Consider the following 16,226-nt stretch of genomic DNA (forward strand, 5'->3'; position numbering starts at 1 on the left):
CCGAGAGAGCGATGACGAATACGTGAAGAGTGACATTGCCAGTGGTCGTGCCAGCCCAAGCATTCTGGTGGACTGACTGACATGTTAGCGCCCGCTTGCAAGTCACCGTTTCTTCTGCACCTGAGTGTACCGGAATGTCCAAGAACCCGACCGAACTGGCACTGCTGGCCAGAGGCATGGATACCCGCCTCGCCCAAACCCTGAGGCCGGCGGGCTGGACACTTAGCAAGTTGCAGCAATGCGAAGCTGCCGCGCTTGAGGCGCTCAGCATCGATCAGTCGACCATTGCCCGCCTGCACAAGAGGAAGCGGCCGCCTATCCCGCCAGTGGCGTTGGTCCAAGTGCTGTTCGCCAGCCGTTGGCTGTGCTGTGAGTGTCGCGAGCCGATCCGACCGGTGGTGGTTCACCACATCCAACCCTGGGCCGAGAGTCTCGACCACTCTCCGGCCAACCTTGCAGTGCTGTGTACGCCGCATCATGGAGAAGCACACAGTCAGGGCGACTTGGAGGTGACACTCTCGGCAGAACAGCTACTCGTTGCCAAGCAGACTTGGGAGGGCCAAGCCGCCCGGATGGACCGGCTCGCTATCCATCAATCGACCCAGGTGCACGTATGCCACTGGTGGTGCTTCAATCACCTGCGTCTGTTCGAACTGGCGAGGGCCAGCGGGGGTTGATCCGCAGCACCTGCCAAGCTTTGAAGAGGCACGCCACCACGGCCTATGTAACGCCGCTGGCGTCGTTGAACTGGATGAGCATGGGCGTTCCCCTTACAACGCCAGGTCCGGTCACCACTGGTACCAGTACATGACCCACATGCTGTCCAGCTTGCTAGAGCACACCGTGCCGCGGAACATTTCCGATGACCTGGATCGCGGCACCTTACCCGCCTTGATCACCAGTGGTGACATTATTTTTGTCCAAGGGCGACATTTCTTCAGCAGTGTTGTCACGCCAGACCCGCGCGAGGATCTGGTGCGAGCGCGCCGCAGCGCCAATAGAGTTGATATCCATTTCGTCTTCAATCGCCACGAAGGCACCTCAGGCTCGGCACGAACGCTTTGGTTGTGCGGCCCCCAAACCCTGTGCGGCGTTTTGCAGGTCAACCGCATTGAGCGCTCTGAAACCCGCTACCAGATTTATGCCACAGTGCTGGCGCTCCGTAGCGCTCACGGCGAGCTCAAAACGCGAATGTACGAGGACAACTTACTGAGGTCAGGACTTGGCTTCGATTGTGTCGATGACTCGGAAGAATAGCGCCGGTGCACTTGATGGTAATGGGCTGAACCAACCCCTTGATAAATTGCAGGACAGCGCTCTCGCGCGGTCAACCAGGACCCGCGCATTTGAGGCGGCAAGCTCTCATTAGCATGCCTGTACCCAAGCTGATGGAGTGTCAACTCTGTCCAGAAAGTTCGGCTTTGACGCGGGCTAGCAGTTCGTCCAGATTGTCCCCCGATTGCAGCACAAAGCCTTCGGCCAAGATGCTCAGCGGGTGCACGCCCATCATATCGGCGATCGCGGTCAGCTTGTTGACGGTTACCGCTTTCATGCCTCGCTCCAGTGAGCTGATATAGGTTCGACTGCTAATGCTGCCAAAATCCTCCTGGGTAAAGCCTCTGCGAAGGCGTGCATTCCGTAATGCCTGGCCAACAGCATCATTCAGTTCCATTTGCCACTCCTGCAAAAGGAACGATGAAGCGACATTGAACACTAAAGGACTACAATCTATAGTGTTCATTTTCGGTACGAGGTGGCCTGCATGTTCGTGACTCATCCAGGCGCTGAGCTTAGCGGTAGCCTGCACTTCGCTGACGGCAGCAGGCAATGGGCGATCGTCGAGCAGGAGCTGGCCGTACCTTGGCTGTATGTATGCATAACGCACCTGGATAACAGCTTCGACTTTCAGCGGATGATGCTGGTCTCCTGCGTGGAACATTTTCGGCAGCTCCTGCTGAGTCTGCCAGCTAACGCGACCGTGACTCGCGTCATGAGCGTAGTGCCCAGTCCCGATGGCTCGGGTATGTGGTCAATGGTGCCGGTACAGGCAATCGAATTACGCGAGAGTGGCGACCGATCAACGTTCATGATTGATCTTGCCAACGGCACCCACTATGAGGAGCCAGCTACTAACGTGACGCTAGTTCGCGATCAGCTGACGCTCTTTCGCGCGGACTGAGCGCTCTTTCACCCCGCCGCAACAACGGGCGAGCTGCGCCCTACTTTGAGATGGGGGTTATACCAGAAGCGTAAAAGGGTCGCCGGATGCGGTTGATACGCCCAGAACTGCACCGTTTCGCGCGCATGGGCGTTCGATTGTTCAGCGGCGCTCGACCGCTTTTGGCACCGCTCAGCGGTCTGGCTGACCAACCACTGCGGGTCGGCATGGATGGCAGTAAACTGCAGTAGGCTTGAGTGGCTGTGGCCACAGATGCACACGACTTCATTGCCCAGGGTTAGGGGCGGTACGTTGGAAGAAAGCGTTACCGAAAAGCGGTCCCGCTCCGTTGAGCTGCTCGCGTTAGTCCGCTCGATACCGGACCAGATCGCGTAGAAAAGCGTAATCCACAGTGCCATGATTTGCCGGTCGGTAGTCGGCAAGATGGTATGTGAGGGTGCCGTAAGATTGATTGGCCCACCCTCCCCGTAGTCATAACGCAACGCTAAGCGCCACGCCAGAAATGCAGCAGATACAGTACAGGCGGATTGGCTGTCCAGCGCGTGACGCCCCTGGGCTGTGAGAGCTGCCAAATATCGATAGCAGGTCGCATGCGCTCTGACGTACCGCTTGTATAGGTAGTGGCGCACACAACGGTACAGCGCAAACAGACTCTCCTGATCAGGCTGGAAGATCGCGTCGTGGGCCATGTACGGGGTCGTATTTACCTGTTGGGGCGGCAACGGCGTAGGCGCGATGGCGCGAGAGGCTGGAAAAGGCCCGACAGCAGACAGCGCCAGTTGCAAGCCACAATTAACCAGCTGTTCATGTTTGCTAGGGACCGACCCACCCAAATACGCCGGGTTGTAGAGCGAAGTGGCATAGTCGACCAGCGGGCTGTTGATCGCCTGCGCCGCACGAAACCACCCCTGTAATGCGAGCCCTAAAGTGGCGTAAGCCTGCCACTGATTAGCGGTAATCTTGCTTAGCCTCACCGAGCCTGTTGAACAAAAAGCAAAATGGCCGCAACGCGTGCTGGCATTAAACCCCTCGTTCTGGGCCTTGATCGTCATCCCTCCTGGCAAGCAGGCGCGCGAACAACACCGACAGTGAATCAGTGGCTCATCATGCCAGGGACAACTCTGCACTATATGCAGCAGAAAAAAGACCGAATGGTAGCCTGCGGCTATGCACTGCGGGCAGTGGCGAATACTTGCAATCGACGACGACTGTGGATTGCTTGTCACGTGATCGATGAAGCAACGGCTAATCGCCGCCTCAGGAAGCCCCAATGCGCTGGCCAGCTTCGCGGTGTCTACGTCCATGGCGGCCCAATAACGCGCTCCGGCTTCACCGGTAAGCGTGGCAATCAGGTAGTGCGGAGGAATGAGATTCAATCCTCCGGCCTTGGTGAACACTGCCCAGGACGACTCAAATGGTAGGTAATTGAACTGGCCGTAAGTGATATTCACCGCAATCACACCTTTTTAGGAGCTTGTTGCATGATCATGACAAAATCCTGAATCAGGCTTTTGTCGATGGCGATAGCGACCATTTCATTAGAGAGGGAAAAGTCAGCATTATCCATGTGGCGGCTGCGCATCAAAATATCCTCAACCACCCTCAGGGTATGTTCCAACGGCAGTGCAGCTGCACCCGCATCGCCTGCAATATTGAGCAGCGCAGTCCAAATCAGTTCACCTGCGTTGGCCAATCTGAAGCCTGAGGCGTAGGCCAGCGGGAGAAAGAATTGAGTGTAAGTGCAGCCAGAATCCAGCGGGTGCTCCTTATTGGAGTCATACTCATTCAAAATGGACGTGAAATCATCCAGGGACAGACAGCCCACAAACTTAATCGGCTCGCACAGAAAGCGCGCGACCAGGTTGGTCGCGCCCAACGAGAATAGAAGTGTTTGCTTCTCCAGAATTTCGGACTGCCCGAAACCCAAGGTAGTCATATTTATTCCGCGGCTTTCAAGTTTATTGTGGATGACCGAAAGCTCCGTATAAGCGTCGATAGTGAGCATTTGGTTTTCATCTATGATCAATATAAAGTGATTGCCCTTGCGCTCTTCCAGCTCAGTGACAACGTGCAGAATAAACTTCTCCTTCAATTGATTGTAGGGTTCTTTGGACTTCGTTGGAAGTTTCAGCGCTGTTATCAGATCGCCGACCACTCGCCCAGTTTTATCTCCATCGGAGGTATGATACAAAATGTACTTTCGGGGAAATTCAGCAGCGAGTAAATCGCGAATGATCGTCGCACATCTGGTCTTGCCCATTCTCGGCCTGGCATACATGAACGTGCCGGTGTGCCTAGCAAAAACCCGCTCACGTATGATCGAGTAAGCCTTGGTAATCATTGGTGTGATCAGAGTGTAGCGGGTGGTAACCACCGGGTGCTCTTCGAGCAAGAGTTCACGGTCGAGCCCCGTAGTATTCAGATTTTCGCTCATGACCCCCGCCTTTTCTGATTGATAATGTCATTTAGGTTAGGAATAGGCTTGCCTATGATAAGGGAGTCGGAGTATTCAAGCGTTTTGCCGGTCTCCATCGCCTTGTTGGGCTGCAGCTCCATGGCTTGCAGTTCAATACCCGCCTCGGTGGCAACGCGTGCTGCCTCAGTCGCCCCTTGCGCATGGAGGTCACTACCGCCCCGTCTGCTGGCACTAAGTGAGGCAAGATAGACTCTTACTGGGTCCTGTTCGGACGCGACCTGCAATGTCCGGTCGGCCATCTTTGAGTTGATGGCTTTGCGTGTCTTGAGGTCATGCTTGGTGTCGGCCCACTTTCCCATCGCCACGAGCTTTCCCAAAAGAAAGCCGTCTGGGGTATAGGCGGTAATGACCCGCAAGTCGCTCTCATCGATATAAATGTTCACTTTCTTACCAATCAAGCCCCAGCCATCAGCCAAAAGCGAGCTACTATAACGGACCCGCAGGAATTGAATGTACGGGCGTCGCCCTTTATTGCCGTTGCCACGGACGGACACAGTGTGCTTATTTTGAAGAATCTCAGTGGACTGGCACCGACTTCCCAGCGTTCTCGGTAAAAAATTATGGTTTTTTTCAGCCATCTTTTCTCTAATATAATCAAGCGGAGATAAGAAAAATAATCCTTCGCTAATCCTGGCATTATATTGAGCTATCTCAACATCCAACAAATGCAGAAGATCTTCTGCCAAAATTGGAATTTGTATAGCTATCTGCTCCGCGTTGGGTGCTTTCCCGTTATCTGGGCCGTGCCCGGTTGTGCTGGGTAAACGACAGAAAACATTCTGTGAGAGGAGAGCAAACAAGTGTTCGACATGCGAGCGTCGCTCAAAGTGTGCTGGAGGACCCAGCGTCCAAAAAAAACCCAGCTCTTTCCGAGCCGTAATGCTGACTTTTTCAGACAAATGTGCCAACGCGCCGTCGAATTTTACTACTGAAAAGACGACTCCCTTACATTCCCCGATAACGTCATTCGGCAGTCCGCTGTTCTCGGGATAAATCAGTCCATCAATCACTGGTTCGGGTCGAGGCTGGCCACAGATGGAGTAACGCATAACATCTATCACATCCTGCGCAGACGGCTCACTGCTGAATACGCACTTGTAAGCCAGCACCGCGTGGGAGGCGGAGTCTATCATCAAGACCACCCAGAGACGGCTAATCCTGACATTCACATATAAGCCATCAGGGGTTTTGAATTGAACTGCCGAATGGCAATCCCAGTGATACCCGTCAATTTCGACTGCGTCGAAGGGCTCGGAGAACTTCAACGAGGGGCGAACAGCCCTGCCGACTGCCAAATGTGCTTTTGCGGCGCTTTCACCCTCAAACCTTATAAAGCGATTTTGCAGATCCCGTTTTGTTTCAGAGACGAATTTTGTTATCGTGTGGATACCCAAGTGTTTGGTGTAGAATGGCCACTCGTTATCATTTACTCCCCGCAATTTCAGCAACTCGAGAAATTCTCTGTGGCAAGATGTCGGTCGTTTTCTATACTCTTTAACATCGCCCGCCTTCATCGAACCCTTGATAATTTTAATGAATTCCGCCTCTAATCCTGGCAGCTTTTCAAAGGTCTGCTTGAGTATTCCGGAGAGGCCGCCTTTTGCTTCCGACAGCTTCGGCTTTGCCGGCAGGGTGCGGTGATAACCTTGAATATGGAGATATGGCAGCAAGGCACGGCAACCCCATAAGTTGCCATCCGGCGCGCACTTCATGCAACGGTTAGCATAGTAGTAAATATTGCTTTGATGGATCCCGGTACAGTTCTGAATTTCCTTGATGCTTGCGTCTGAACAGTACAGGCGCATCGCGGTATATTTCCGCTGATAATTCTCTATATCCCAATCTGATAACCCGGTTAAATCTGGTTTCGGCCAGTCATCGAATGTTCCGCGCGCTGACTCTTTAAGTGACATGACAAGGACCTCACTCTACTTGGTATCATCGGCTATCGGCACATCCAAGGCGTATGATACCCAAATGGTTGCTCTGCTAGATCCATGTGTATGAAACCATTAACAACGTGTCGCACGAAGACGCCGCAGACCTCAAATTGATCCAGATTGGGTAAAGCATCGAAGACATCGTGAAGCTCTCCTTTTTTTTGGCTGGTGGTAAAGGCGCGCACTGCATTCGAAGCAGCGACACATTTTTTTTGAGCAATCGCTGCAGCAAAAGCCAGCGGCTTCATGAGCTTTACAGCTAAAGAAGACTTTGACAGAACTTCACTTCTCGGAATGCAGATGATAGCTGATGAACCGTTGTCATCCCTTTTTTTATCGCTGATTATCAATTTGGCTGTTCCTGACGAACGTCTAGTTATTAAAAAATCAAAATCCTCTACTGCGCTCCCAAGGCTAAAGGCTTCTACATCGGGCTCAATTTCCAAGTAAACTAGCCAGTAAATCAGGGCGATATCTGATGGCAATACCAGGCTAGCATGGCATTTTTCACTCCAGGCATACCAAAGATTTCCCGTGGGCCCGCCTCGAGACTTTGCCGCATCGAGGATGCGCTGCCGCATGGCATTTTTAAGCGTTACTTTCGACCCCACTGTCGCCACCTTAAACTTTCGACGTCCGCTCTAAACAGTAATGGATCTATCATTCATTGCTAGATTTTTTCCTTATTAGCTGACGCGAAAACTCTCAAAGAAATGATAACTCAGCACTATCGTCGATCATTGATAAACAATACAAAACACGTATCAATAATATTCAATGCAAATTCACCACCCCTCTAATTCGTTACGCGTAGCAATACGTCAAGACCCCAGATTTCCATACTGAGTAGAGAATGTACCGTCGACTAGTTGTACCCACTCGCGCACTGAATGCCGATTGTACTAATATATAAATTACGACGTACACACGATGATTTCGCTTTGTTACCCAGTAAATGCGATTGGTATTGATGATGTGGAGGTGTAGCTGATGAGAAGCGAAATCACAGAGTTAGAAGGGGGTGGCTTTCGACACCCCTGTGATGAGCAATTAGTACTCAGGTGGCTTGCAGCGAGAGCTTCCTGCGCCAATTCTTTCAGGGTTATGCGTAAAGAAGCGGAACGTTTTGTGCACTGGGCTCAACTTACGCGCGGTAAGTGCCTTCAAGAAATTGAGTTTGAAGATGCCTCCGCTTATGCAGCTTTCTTGTCGGACCCGCAGCCGAGGGATATGTGGGTATCCACAACTAAGCATCCCCGATCTCATCCAGAGTGGCGCCCTTTTGCAGGACCTTTGTGTGCTAGTTCACGACGACTAGCAATTTTCCAATTGGGTGGATTGTACAATTGGATGCTTGAGCTGGGCTTCTGTCGCGAAAATCCATTCCACTTCGTGCGAAAGCCTGAGCTAATCCCCTCCCCAGTGATAACCCGCCAGCTCCCCCGCATGGGAATTCAACTGATGCTTGAGGTGGCGAGGGAGTCTACGAATGAAAAGAAGGCTGCTAGAAATCAGTTCATGGTAGCGCTATTTTACCTGACTGGCATACGTACATTTGAAGCAACGAACGCAAATATGACCAATATTCAAATATTTAGCGCGAGTGAGCGTTGGCTACAGGTTATCGGCAGAGGAGGCAAGCTACGTCGGGTGCCCGTTAACGAGCAACTTTATTCCGCTTTCGTTCAATACCGTGTTGCATTTGGATTGTCACCCTTTGTACCAGCGAATGATGAAACCCCGCTTCTCCTGGCGGCCAATAGCCGCTTGAAGCGGGCCCATGCCGACACTGTGCTCAAAGCAATGAAGGCAATCATGAAAAGTGCAGCGGCCTTGGCGCGTGATCGTGAATTGCCTGATCTCGCGCTGCAGCTGGAATCCGCGTCCACTCATTGGCTTCGCCATTCATGCTTCAGTCACCTTGCGGCTGAAACGGGAAACTTGGTATTGGTCAATACGTTGGCAGGTAACAGTTTAGTGGAAAGTATCGCCCGCTACATTCCAGTTGAAGACCCCATGCTCTTGCGAGGGAGCGAACTTTTGAGGTTACCTCTCGCTCCATGATCGCCCCCCCCCGCTAATTCAAGTGCTTCTGCTAGAATTGCATAATTATCGGTACAGTCAGGAGACACGATTCTGTGAGGTGAAATATAAAATTCAATCTTCCTTTCGTGGACAATTTATTAAATTTCAGGTAGAGCAGTCGGTCATGAGCAGCGATGATTCAAAGGGAGGGCGGCACAACACTCGAGCCCTCGTCCACGTTTATGCGCAAGAATTACTGGAACAAGGTGTAGAAGTCCGCCAGTCCACCTTGCGCGATTTGATTTTCGAACGCCATGCGATAAAGGTTTCACCCAATCTGGTTCAAGATGAAATAAGAAAATTCTGGTCATCTGTCGGCTCTGCCATAAGCGCCCGGCTAATTAGACCTTCTATTCCCGAGGGAGTGTGCCTTCAGCTTGAGCAGATTTGGCAAATTGCGCTTGATTCTGCCTCTGATGCGTTGCAAAGCGAACGACTTGACTTCGATTGCGCACTTCAACTTGCAGAGAATGCACGATACTCAGTTCAACTAAGCAACAACAAAATTGCTGCGATCCTTGTCGCACGAGACCACGAAATCATAGAGTTGCGTGCTTTGAATGATCGATTAGGCGAACAAATTGAACAGCTCAATGCAGGCGTTCGCCATTGGCAGCAAAGATATGATACCTTGCACCAGGAACAAAATATAGCTGCGCAGATTCATGCCAATGAAATTGATCGAGTTCAGCTTCTGTGTCGCGCCCAGATTGAGTTTATACAAGAACTGCACTCAGCTGAAATACAGCGCTTGCAAGAGCAGTTAATTCAGGCTGATGCCAACGTTTCCACCGCGCGAGAGGATGCAGCGAGGCATCTTGAGCGCACGGAAAATCACTTGATGATGGAAACTGCGCGGGTTCGCGACGAGGAGCGGAGCAAAGCCGAACGTCTTCATAAAGAGCTCCGACAGGCAAACGCCATGCTTGACCAGCTAAGAATTCTCAAAAGTAAGGCAGCCGAGGATATCGCGGAGCTCAAAGGAAGGCTTCTGGGTATTGTGGAAGCTATGAACAGCCTCAGGAACGAAAACTCTAATCTACGTCAACAGAACGCAGCGATGCAGAGCGCGCTGTTAGGAAAACCCGTATGACCAGAGTGGATAGGAACTGACTATTTCCCACCTATCTAAAAATTACTTCTTTCCCCTCCTCGTCCTAAAAATTACTTCCTGTATACGAAAGTAATTTTTAGGACGAGGACTATACAAGTCCTGCAGAATGATTACCTACCTGTCTGAAATATCTCATTTCTTCTCCTTTGCGCGGCTGTCCTGAGTATTAGTTCCGAGGACTGCTCAGGCCTCGATCATCTGCCTGCAGCTCGTGCCTGCACCTCAGCGATGTAATCCAGGACGAATGGATCCTGCGAACCTTGCTCCTTGTAATAGCCGACTACGTTGGCCAACGTCCGTCGCAGCAACCTCAGAACAACGTCAACAAATCATGCCTATCAGGGGTTTTACGACTGGTTTTGTCAGCGCTTTGCAGATGCTGATGAGCTGCGGCCAACGCTGCGGCGTCGAGTTTGTAGGTCTCGCCGGATGTACCTTGATGCTGGTCAGGCACAGAAATGAAGCTCTTCAGCAAGATTTCCATGCCAATCGCCGCATTGACCTGGGCAACGTGCGGCAGGTTCTGCGCGTCCAAAACCTCAGCAGCTTTCAGGTAGTTGTGAGCGCTTTGAAGCATCCAGCTTGGAAAATGACCCATTGCATACTCCTTTGAATGGTCGTCGCAGATGGCTGGAGCCCTTGATTTACGGGGCTTGTTACCGATTACACGTGCCCATTATGCGTGCCCTTGAAAGATACCGTACAAATTTGGAAGATAGCGACCAAGGATGAGCTACCCCTAGCTCATCAGGTGAGCTACCCTTCCCCATTGATAACTATAGATTATAACTAAACTAAATGACTATTTAGTTGAGTTATATGCCTTCACCCATGACTACGCAACCAGAAGTTGTATTTCCTACCCCTCTCGTGCCCGCACTGCCCATTTCGCGGGCTTTCCTCGAAGACACGGCTGAGCCTGCGCGGCGCAGTGGCTCATAACTTCGTTGCATCAGCTTGGATCTCCCGGCAAATCAACGTCTATGCTGCCTAAGCGTATCCCGATACTGGTGACGAATCGCGAGGTGCTAGACAATGTTGCGCACAAACATTTCTGCAAGGGCGCTGTCCGGTGGGTTACTCGATGTTTTGATTCGCGCCGGACTGATCACGGTGCTGGTGCTGTTCTGCTTCGAGATCTTTCAGCCCTTCCTCAATCTGATGCTCTGGGCAGTGATCCTGGCCATTACCCTGTACCCGCTGCACAAGATGCTTAAGCGCAAACTGGGTAACAAGGACGGTCGCACCGCTACCTTGATCGTAGTCGTCGCCCTTGCCTTGCTGATGGTGCCGATTTACCTGCTGGGCACTTCGATCAGTGATTCGATCGAAGGCACCCTGGCCGTGCTCAAGTCCGACAGCCTGGAAATTCCGCTGCCGAACGAAAAGATCGCCACCCTGCCCCTCATTGGCAAACCGCTCTACACCTTCTGGATGCAGTCGGCGACTGACATGAGCAGCGTGCTGATGAAGTTGATGCCTTACATCAAGACGGTCGGCTTGACCTTGCTGGGCAAGATGGCCGGTGTTGGCGTGGGCTTTCTGCTGTTCATCGGTGCCTTGATCATTGCCGGTGTGCTCATGGCCTACGGCGAAAACGGCGAACGCAGCGCCATCGCTATCGCCACCCGCCTCTCCGGCCCCAAGCGCGGTCCGCGCATTATTGAACTGTGCACCGCGACCATCCGCGCGGTCGCCCAGGGCGTGGTGGGTATCGCCTTTATCCAGATGCTGCTGGTGGGGGTCGGCTTCGTGCTCATGGGGGTACCCGGTGCCGGGCTGCTGGCCATGGTCGCGTTGTTGATGGGGATCATGCAGTTGCCGGTGATTCTCGTGAGTTTGCCGGTAATCGCCTATGTCTTTGCCACTGAAGGCACCTCGCTTGCCACCATCGTGTTCACCATCTACAGCCTGATTGCCGGCATGGCCGACAACATCCTCAAGCCATTGATGCTGGGTCGCGGCGTCGATGTGCCGATGCCGGTGATCCTGATTGGCGCCCTGGGCGGTATGGTCAGCGGCGGTTTCATCGGCCTGTTCATCGGGCCGGTGGCACTGGCAGTCGCCTATCAACTGTTCTGGCAATGGGTCGAGGACCAACCGCAAATCGACGTACTGGACGAACAACCGCGCGATGAGCAACCGCGACTTGAGACACCGAACGAGCATCCACCGGTCTGAGGAGAGTGCGCTTGATGTCGTGTCCTGCGCGCATGAGCCGGCTGCTGCTGTGTGGCGTCCTGAGCCTGGGCGGCTGTGTGCGCCTGGGCCCGGACTTCCAGTCACCGACCCAGGCCTGGGTCGAGCACTGGAACACTCAGGCCCTGGAACTTGCCAGCCAGCAACGTACGCAACCCGATAGCCGCCAGTGGTGGCAAGTATTTACCGACCCGGTGCTCGACCACCTGATCGCCGAGGCCGACGCCCACAACGCCGACCTGGAAATCGCCGGCCTGCGGGTGATGGAAGCCCGCGCACAATTGGGCATCGCGTTAAGCAACCGCTACCCGCAATTCCAGCAGATCAGCGCCGACAGCGTCTACCTCAAGCGTCGCCAATGGAGCGGCGACAACCCGCAGGACAGCCATCTGTGGCAACACAGCGCGGGTTTCGACATCGGCTGGGAGCTGGATTTCTGGGGCCGCTTCAGCCGCGCCATCGAGTCGGCCGATGCAGCCTGGTTCGCCGCCCAGAGCAACTACGAAAACGTTCTGGTGCTGCTTCACGCTCAGGTGGCGCAAACCTACTACGCGCTGCGTACCGCCGAGGCGCGCCTGCACATCGCCAAGAACAACGCCACACTGCAGAAGCGTAGCTATGAGATCACCGAGCGCCTGTTCACCAGCGGTGATAATGCCGAGCTCGATCTGCAACAGGCCAAGACCCAGTACCTGGGAACCCTGAGCACCATCCCCGATTTCGAGGCGCAGGTCGCAAGCACACGCAATGCTTTGTCCACGTTGATCGGTCGCCCGCCTGGCGCAATGCCGGAACTGCACACCAACACCGGTATGGTGCCCTTGGTCGACCGCGCCGTGCTGCAGGGGGTACCGGCCGATCTGCTGTTGCGCCGCCCGGATGTTCGTAGCGCAGAAGCGCAAGTCGCGGCCCAGTCGGCGCTGATCGGCGTCGCCGAGGCCGACCTTTACCCCTCCATCAGCCTGTTGGGCAGCATCGTCTGGTCCGCGAGCTCTCTGGACGGCACTTCCAACACCCTGGACCTGGTCGGCGGGCCGAGCCTGCGCTGGGATGTGTTCGACCATGGCCGGATCACCAACAACGTGCGCATCCAGGATGCCCGCCTGCAACAATTGATCGTCGTCTACCAGGACAGCGTTCGCCAGGCGGCGCGTGAGGCCGACGATGCGGCGACCGGTCTGGTCAAGGCCCTGGAGCGCGACCGTATCCTCAGCGAAGCGTCGATTGCAGCCGAGCGTTCGGTATCGCTGGCCAATGCCCAGTACCGTGAAGGCTATTCAGATTTCCAGCGGGTACTCGATGCCCAGGCTGCCCTGTTCGCCCAGCAGGATAACTACCTGGTCAACCGCAACACGGCCGTCAACAGCCTGATCGCACTGTACAAGGCCCTCGGCGGCGGTTGGTACAGTAACCGTCCGCTGCTCGATCCCGCCACCCGCCAACAGATGCAGCAACGCACCGACTGGGGCGACCTGCTCGATGAAGCGAAGGAAGGTGTCAATTGAGTGACCGCCAACAAGAGCAGGAAGTAACCGCAGCGTCGCCTGCGGCCGATCCGACAAAAAAAGCGCTGAATTGGGTTGCTGTGCTGATCGTCCTGAGCCTGGTCTGGTACCTGCTGGCCGACCGCTATACCCCCTACACGCAACAGGCACGGGTGCAGACATTTGTCGTTCCGGTGGCGGCAGAGGTTGCCGGCAGGGTCACCAAAGTCAACGTGCGCAACAACCAGGACGTCAAGGCCGGCGAAGTGCTGTTCGAGGTAAACCCGCAGCAATACCAGATTGCTGTCGACCGCGCGCGTGCCGACTTGCAGACCACCCGCAAGCAGATCGGCGCCAACACTGCTGGCATCGACTCGAAGATGGCATCCCTGAAAGCAGCCCAGGCCAACGAGGTCATGTCGCGCAAAGACCTCCAGCGCCTTGAGCGCCTGTACAAGGAAGACCCTGGTACCATCTCCCTGCGCCGGCTGGAAATTTCCCGCTCCACCCTCGATGCAGCCGTCGCCAATGTTGCCGCAGCGCGGGCAGAAGTAGAACGCGCCCGCGAAACCCAAGGTGGCAGCGACGACAAAAACGCCCAGCTGCTCAGCGCCATCGCCAATGTGGACAAGGCCGAACTGGACCTGGCCAACAGCACGGTTCGTGCCCGCTCGGCCGGCCTGGTCACCGACCTGCGCACCGATGTCGGCCAGTTCGCCGCAGCCGGGGCGCCGTTGATGACCTTGATCGCCATCCACGATGTGTGGGTCACGGCCGACATGACCGAGAACAACCTGGGCAGGGTCAGGCCCGGAACCCCGGTGCGCATCGTCCTGGATAGTCTTCCCGGCACGGTATTCGAAGGCCATGTGCGCAGCATCGGTTATGGCGTCAGTACCGGCCAGAGCACGCCAGCCGGGACCTTGCCCACGGTACAGAACAGCCGTGACTGGCTGCGCCCGGCCCAGCGCTTCCCCGTGATCATCGAGCTTGCGCCTGGCCAGTTGGCCGACATCAGCGGCATCCGTGTCGGTGGCCAGGCCGAAGTCATGGCGTTCCCCAGCGAAGGCAACCCGCTGAACCTGCTCGGCCGTCTCTTCCTGCGCGTAATGAGCTGGATGTCGTATGCCTACTGAGCAACAAGTCCGTGCCAGGCGAGCCCTGCGCCTGGCCACTGGCACTGCGCTGTGCCTGGCCGCGAGCTTCGGCCTGGCCCTGCCGATCCCTTTTATCGCACCGATGCTGGCGCTGACGATGCTGGCGGCGATGAATCGGCCACTGCCGTTCAAGGCCAGCCTGGGCCTGGCCGTGGTGCTGATGGTGACCACCGGCAGCGGCTTGCTGTTGATACCGCTGTTGCATTACTACGCGGTGACCGGCGTGATGCTGGTCGGCCTGTGCCTGTTTCTGGTCTTCCGCTATGGCATGAGTGGCGGCAATTCGCTGGTCGCCACCTTCATGGTGGTTGGCTTGACGATGATCAGCGCGGCCGGCGCTACCGAATTCGACCTGGCACTGCAGGTGATCGTATCGCTGGTCAAGGGCTTGCTCCTGGCCGTCACGGTGGTGTCGATCAGCCACTGGCTGCTCCCTGACCCGATCGGCACCCAGCCGCCCGCCCCCACACCTGCCCTGTCGGCCGATGAAATCAACTGGCTGGCCTTGCGCGCCGCGCTGGTGGTAATGCCCGCCTTCCTGTTGGCGCTGATCGATCCGGCCAGCTACATGCCGATCATCATGAAGTCGGTCAACCTCGGCCAGCAGAGCACCGCCACCAGCGCGCGCACTGCCGGGCGGGAGCTGCTCGGCTCGACCCTGCTCGGCGGCCTGATGGCGATTCTCTTCTGGTTCGCCCTGGGCCTGTTCGTCAATCTGTGGATGTTCTTCCTGTGGATGCTGCTGTTCGGGCTGGTGCTGGCCCGCAAGCTTTACGGGCTGAGCCCTGGCAACTACAAGCCGGGCTTCTGGCTCAACAGCCTGACGACCATGATCATTCTGCTCGGCCAGTCGGTGCAGGACAGCGCCGCCGGCAAGGATGTCTACACCGCCTTTGCCATCCGCATGGGGCTGTTCATTCTGGTCACCCTGTATGCCTGTGCGATGGTTCATCTGCTCGATAAGCGCCGGCAACGTCGAAATGCGTCCAACCCAACCGCTGAAGAGGCTCGCCCATGCTGATCAATTTTCTGGTAGGCCTACCGGTGATCGTGCTCTGTGTTGTGTTGCAGGCATTGTTTCTAGCCCTGTGTGCGCGTCGCTATGTGTCGCTCAGACACAAGATGAACGTGAGCCCCTCCTGGAGCGATGACGTGCGCTTGCTGTCGATGGTCATGGTGGTGATGCTCATCGGCAACTATGTGCAAATGGCGCTGTGGGCTCTGCTATTCCTGCTGCTGGGTGAGTTCGAGGACTTCATCACCGCGCTGTACTTTTCCGGCGTGACCTTCGCCACCCTGGGTTATGGCGATGTGGTCCTGAGCCAGCAATGGCGTCTGCTCAGTCCACTGGAGGCGGCCAACGGCATTCTCATGTTTGGCGTGTCCACCGCAATCATGACCGCTGCCGTAATGGACACCATCAAACAGCACGCGTCTGGCGAGCATGCAAAAGGATAACGGCAAGCGCCTTTGCAAGCGTTTGGCCCTGGAACCTCAACCTCAGAACAGTCCGGGAAACTACTGCCCGGCGCTCGATCGAATCGGCGTTGCAGGGGCGAGTCGCTGGTGCTGCAAGCCTGGCCCTAAAACGC

16 protein-coding genes are annotated in these 16,226 nt (G+C 55.2%); 10 read left to right on the forward strand and 6 right to left on the reverse strand.

The window, feature by feature from the left end; translation table 11 throughout:
- The first annotated feature begins 134 nt into the window (after positions 1 to 134).
- Together AC07OF_RS16610 and AC07OF_RS16615 are read left to right on the forward strand one after the other, a co-directional pair.
- Positions 135 to 677: an HNH endonuclease signature motif containing protein gene (locus AC07OF_RS16610; RefSeq protein ID WP_495073230.1), complete on the forward strand. Its 543-nt coding sequence runs from the start codon at positions 135 to 137 to the stop codon at positions 675 to 677.
- Positions 678 to 807: 130 nt separating this feature from the next.
- The gene (locus AC07OF_RS16615; protein WP_495073231.1) at positions 808 to 1,257 is read left to right on the forward strand and encodes a hypothetical protein; all 450 of its coding nucleotides are present in this window, start codon (positions 808 to 810) and stop codon (positions 1,255 to 1,257) included.
- A gap of 139 nt (positions 1,258 to 1,396) precedes the next feature.
- Here AC07OF_RS16615 and AC07OF_RS16620 read toward each other — a convergent pair whose 3' ends face one another.
- Positions 1,397 to 1,672: a helix-turn-helix domain-containing protein gene (locus tag AC07OF_RS16620; RefSeq protein ID WP_495073232.1), complete on the reverse strand. Its 276-nt coding sequence runs from the start codon at positions 1,670 to 1,672 to the stop codon at positions 1,397 to 1,399.
- 90 nt (positions 1,673 to 1,762) lie between these two features.
- On the opposite strand from AC07OF_RS16620, the gene AC07OF_RS16625 reads away from it, so the two are divergent.
- Positions 1,763 to 2,179, forward strand: coding sequence for a hypothetical protein (locus tag AC07OF_RS16625; protein WP_495073233.1), 417 nt, complete (start codon positions 1,763 to 1,765; stop codon positions 2,177 to 2,179).
- Between the two features lie 8 nt (positions 2,180 to 2,187).
- Here AC07OF_RS16625 and AC07OF_RS16630 read toward each other — a convergent pair whose 3' ends face one another.
- Genes AC07OF_RS16630 through AC07OF_RS16645 form a run of 4 tightly spaced genes read right to left on the reverse strand, consistent with a single transcriptional unit; the run spans position 2,188 to position 7,206 of the window.
- Positions 2,188 to 3,630: a hypothetical protein gene (locus tag AC07OF_RS16630; RefSeq protein ID WP_495073234.1), complete on the reverse strand. Its 1,443-nt coding sequence runs from the start codon at positions 3,628 to 3,630 to the stop codon at positions 2,188 to 2,190.
- A 5-nt stretch (positions 3,631 to 3,635) separates the two neighbouring features.
- Positions 3,636 to 4,613, reverse strand: a complete 978-nt coding sequence (locus tag AC07OF_RS16635; protein WP_495073235.1) for an AAA family ATPase — start codon at positions 4,611 to 4,613, stop codon at positions 3,636 to 3,638.
- Positions 4,610 to 6,568, reverse strand: a complete 1,959-nt coding sequence (locus AC07OF_RS16640) for a hypothetical protein (protein WP_495073236.1) — start codon at positions 6,566 to 6,568, stop codon at positions 4,610 to 4,612. The genes AC07OF_RS16635 and AC07OF_RS16640 overlap by 4 nt, the downstream gene beginning before the upstream one ends.
- 32 nt (positions 6,569 to 6,600) lie before the next feature.
- On the reverse strand, positions 6,601 to 7,206 hold the full coding sequence (locus tag AC07OF_RS16645; protein ID WP_495073237.1) for a hypothetical protein: 606 nt from the start codon (positions 7,204 to 7,206) through the stop codon (positions 6,601 to 6,603).
- Between the two features lie 379 nt (positions 7,207 to 7,585).
- Here AC07OF_RS16645 and AC07OF_RS16650 point away from each other — a divergent pair, with 379 nt between their 5' ends.
- On the forward strand, positions 7,586 to 8,659 hold the full coding sequence (locus tag AC07OF_RS16650) for a tyrosine-type recombinase/integrase (protein ID WP_495073238.1): 1,074 nt from the start codon (positions 7,586 to 7,588) through the stop codon (positions 8,657 to 8,659).
- Positions 8,660 to 8,738: 79 nt separating this feature from the next.
- Positions 8,739 to 9,773 carry a DNA-binding protein gene (locus AC07OF_RS16655; protein WP_495073239.1) on the forward strand — a complete coding sequence of 345 codons (1,035 nt, stop codon included), beginning with the start codon at positions 8,739 to 8,741 and terminating at the stop codon, positions 9,771 to 9,773.
- Positions 9,774 to 10,104: 331 nt separating this feature from the next.
- Here the strand turns inward: AC07OF_RS16655 and AC07OF_RS16660 are convergent, their stop codons facing one another.
- The gene (locus AC07OF_RS16660; RefSeq protein ID WP_476447117.1) at positions 10,105 to 10,392 is read right to left on the reverse strand and encodes a hypothetical protein; all 288 of its coding nucleotides are present in this window, start codon (positions 10,390 to 10,392) and stop codon (positions 10,105 to 10,107) included.
- A 437-nt stretch (positions 10,393 to 10,829) separates the two neighbouring features.
- On the opposite strand from AC07OF_RS16660, the gene AC07OF_RS16665 reads away from it, so the two are divergent.
- The 5 genes from AC07OF_RS16665 to AC07OF_RS16685 are packed head-to-tail and all read left to right on the forward strand — an operon-like array spanning position 10,830 to position 16,092.
- On the forward strand, positions 10,830 to 11,975 hold the full coding sequence (locus tag AC07OF_RS16665) for an AI-2E family transporter (protein ID WP_157192566.1): 1,146 nt from the start codon (positions 10,830 to 10,832) through the stop codon (positions 11,973 to 11,975).
- A 14-nt stretch (positions 11,976 to 11,989) separates the two neighbouring features.
- Positions 11,990 to 13,498 (forward strand): efflux transporter outer membrane subunit, encoded by a 1,509-nt coding sequence (locus AC07OF_RS16670; protein WP_495073240.1) that lies wholly within the window; start codon positions 11,990 to 11,992, stop codon positions 13,496 to 13,498.
- A complete protein-coding gene (locus AC07OF_RS16675) occupies positions 13,495 to 14,613 on the forward strand; it encodes an HlyD family secretion protein (protein WP_157192568.1) in 1,119 nt (372 codons plus the stop codon). The genes AC07OF_RS16670 and AC07OF_RS16675 overlap by 4 nt, the downstream gene beginning before the upstream one ends.
- Entirely contained in the window at positions 14,603 to 15,655 is a 1,053-nt protein-coding gene (locus tag AC07OF_RS16680) for a DUF2955 domain-containing protein (RefSeq protein WP_495073241.1), read from the forward strand. Before AC07OF_RS16675 ends, AC07OF_RS16680 begins: the two co-directional genes overlap by 11 nt.
- A complete protein-coding gene (locus tag AC07OF_RS16685; RefSeq protein ID WP_157192570.1) occupies positions 15,649 to 16,092 on the forward strand; it encodes a potassium channel family protein in 444 nt (147 codons plus the stop codon). The genes AC07OF_RS16680 and AC07OF_RS16685 overlap by 7 nt, the downstream gene beginning before the upstream one ends.
- Positions 16,093 to 16,226 lie beyond the last annotated feature (134 nt).

This window comes from Pseudomonas sp. GW821-FHT10B02 (genome assembly GCF_059415665.1).

What these genes read in the sequence shown, in the direction of transcription:
- AC07OF_RS16650 (WP_495073238.1), top strand. Translation starts at nt 7,586, where the DNA reads ATGAGAAGCGAAATCACAGAGTTAGAAGGGGGTGGCTTTCGACACCCC.
- AC07OF_RS16670 (WP_495073240.1), top strand. Translation starts at nt 11,990, where the DNA reads ATGTCGTGTCCTGCGCGCATGAGCCGGCTGCTGCTGTGTGGCGTCCTG.
- AC07OF_RS16685 (WP_157192570.1), top strand. Translation starts at nt 15,649, where the DNA reads ATGCTGATCAATTTTCTGGTAGGCCTACCGGTGATCGTGCTCTGTGTT.
- AC07OF_RS16660 (WP_476447117.1), bottom strand. Translation starts at nt 10,392, where the DNA reads ATGGGTCATTTTCCAAGCTGGATGCTTCAAAGCGCTCACAACTACCTG.
- AC07OF_RS16640 (WP_495073236.1), bottom strand. Translation starts at nt 6,568, where the DNA reads ATGTCACTTAAAGAGTCAGCGCGCGGAACATTCGATGACTGGCCGAAA.
- AC07OF_RS16635 (WP_495073235.1), bottom strand. Translation starts at nt 4,613, where the DNA reads ATGAGCGAAAATCTGAATACTACGGGGCTCGACCGTGAACTCTTGCTC.
- AC07OF_RS16610 (WP_495073230.1), top strand. Translation starts at nt 135, where the DNA reads ATGTCCAAGAACCCGACCGAACTGGCACTGCTGGCCAGAGGCATGGAT.
- AC07OF_RS16615 (WP_495073231.1), top strand. Translation starts at nt 808, where the DNA reads ATGACCCACATGCTGTCCAGCTTGCTAGAGCACACCGTGCCGCGGAAC.
- AC07OF_RS16665 (WP_157192566.1), top strand. Translation starts at nt 10,830, where the DNA reads ATGTTGCGCACAAACATTTCTGCAAGGGCGCTGTCCGGTGGGTTACTC.
- AC07OF_RS16680 (WP_495073241.1), top strand. Translation starts at nt 14,603, where the DNA reads ATGCCTACTGAGCAACAAGTCCGTGCCAGGCGAGCCCTGCGCCTGGCC.
- AC07OF_RS16625 (WP_495073233.1), top strand. Translation starts at nt 1,763, where the DNA reads ATGTTCGTGACTCATCCAGGCGCTGAGCTTAGCGGTAGCCTGCACTTC.
- AC07OF_RS16620 (WP_495073232.1), bottom strand. Translation starts at nt 1,672, where the DNA reads ATGGAACTGAATGATGCTGTTGGCCAGGCATTACGGAATGCACGCCTT.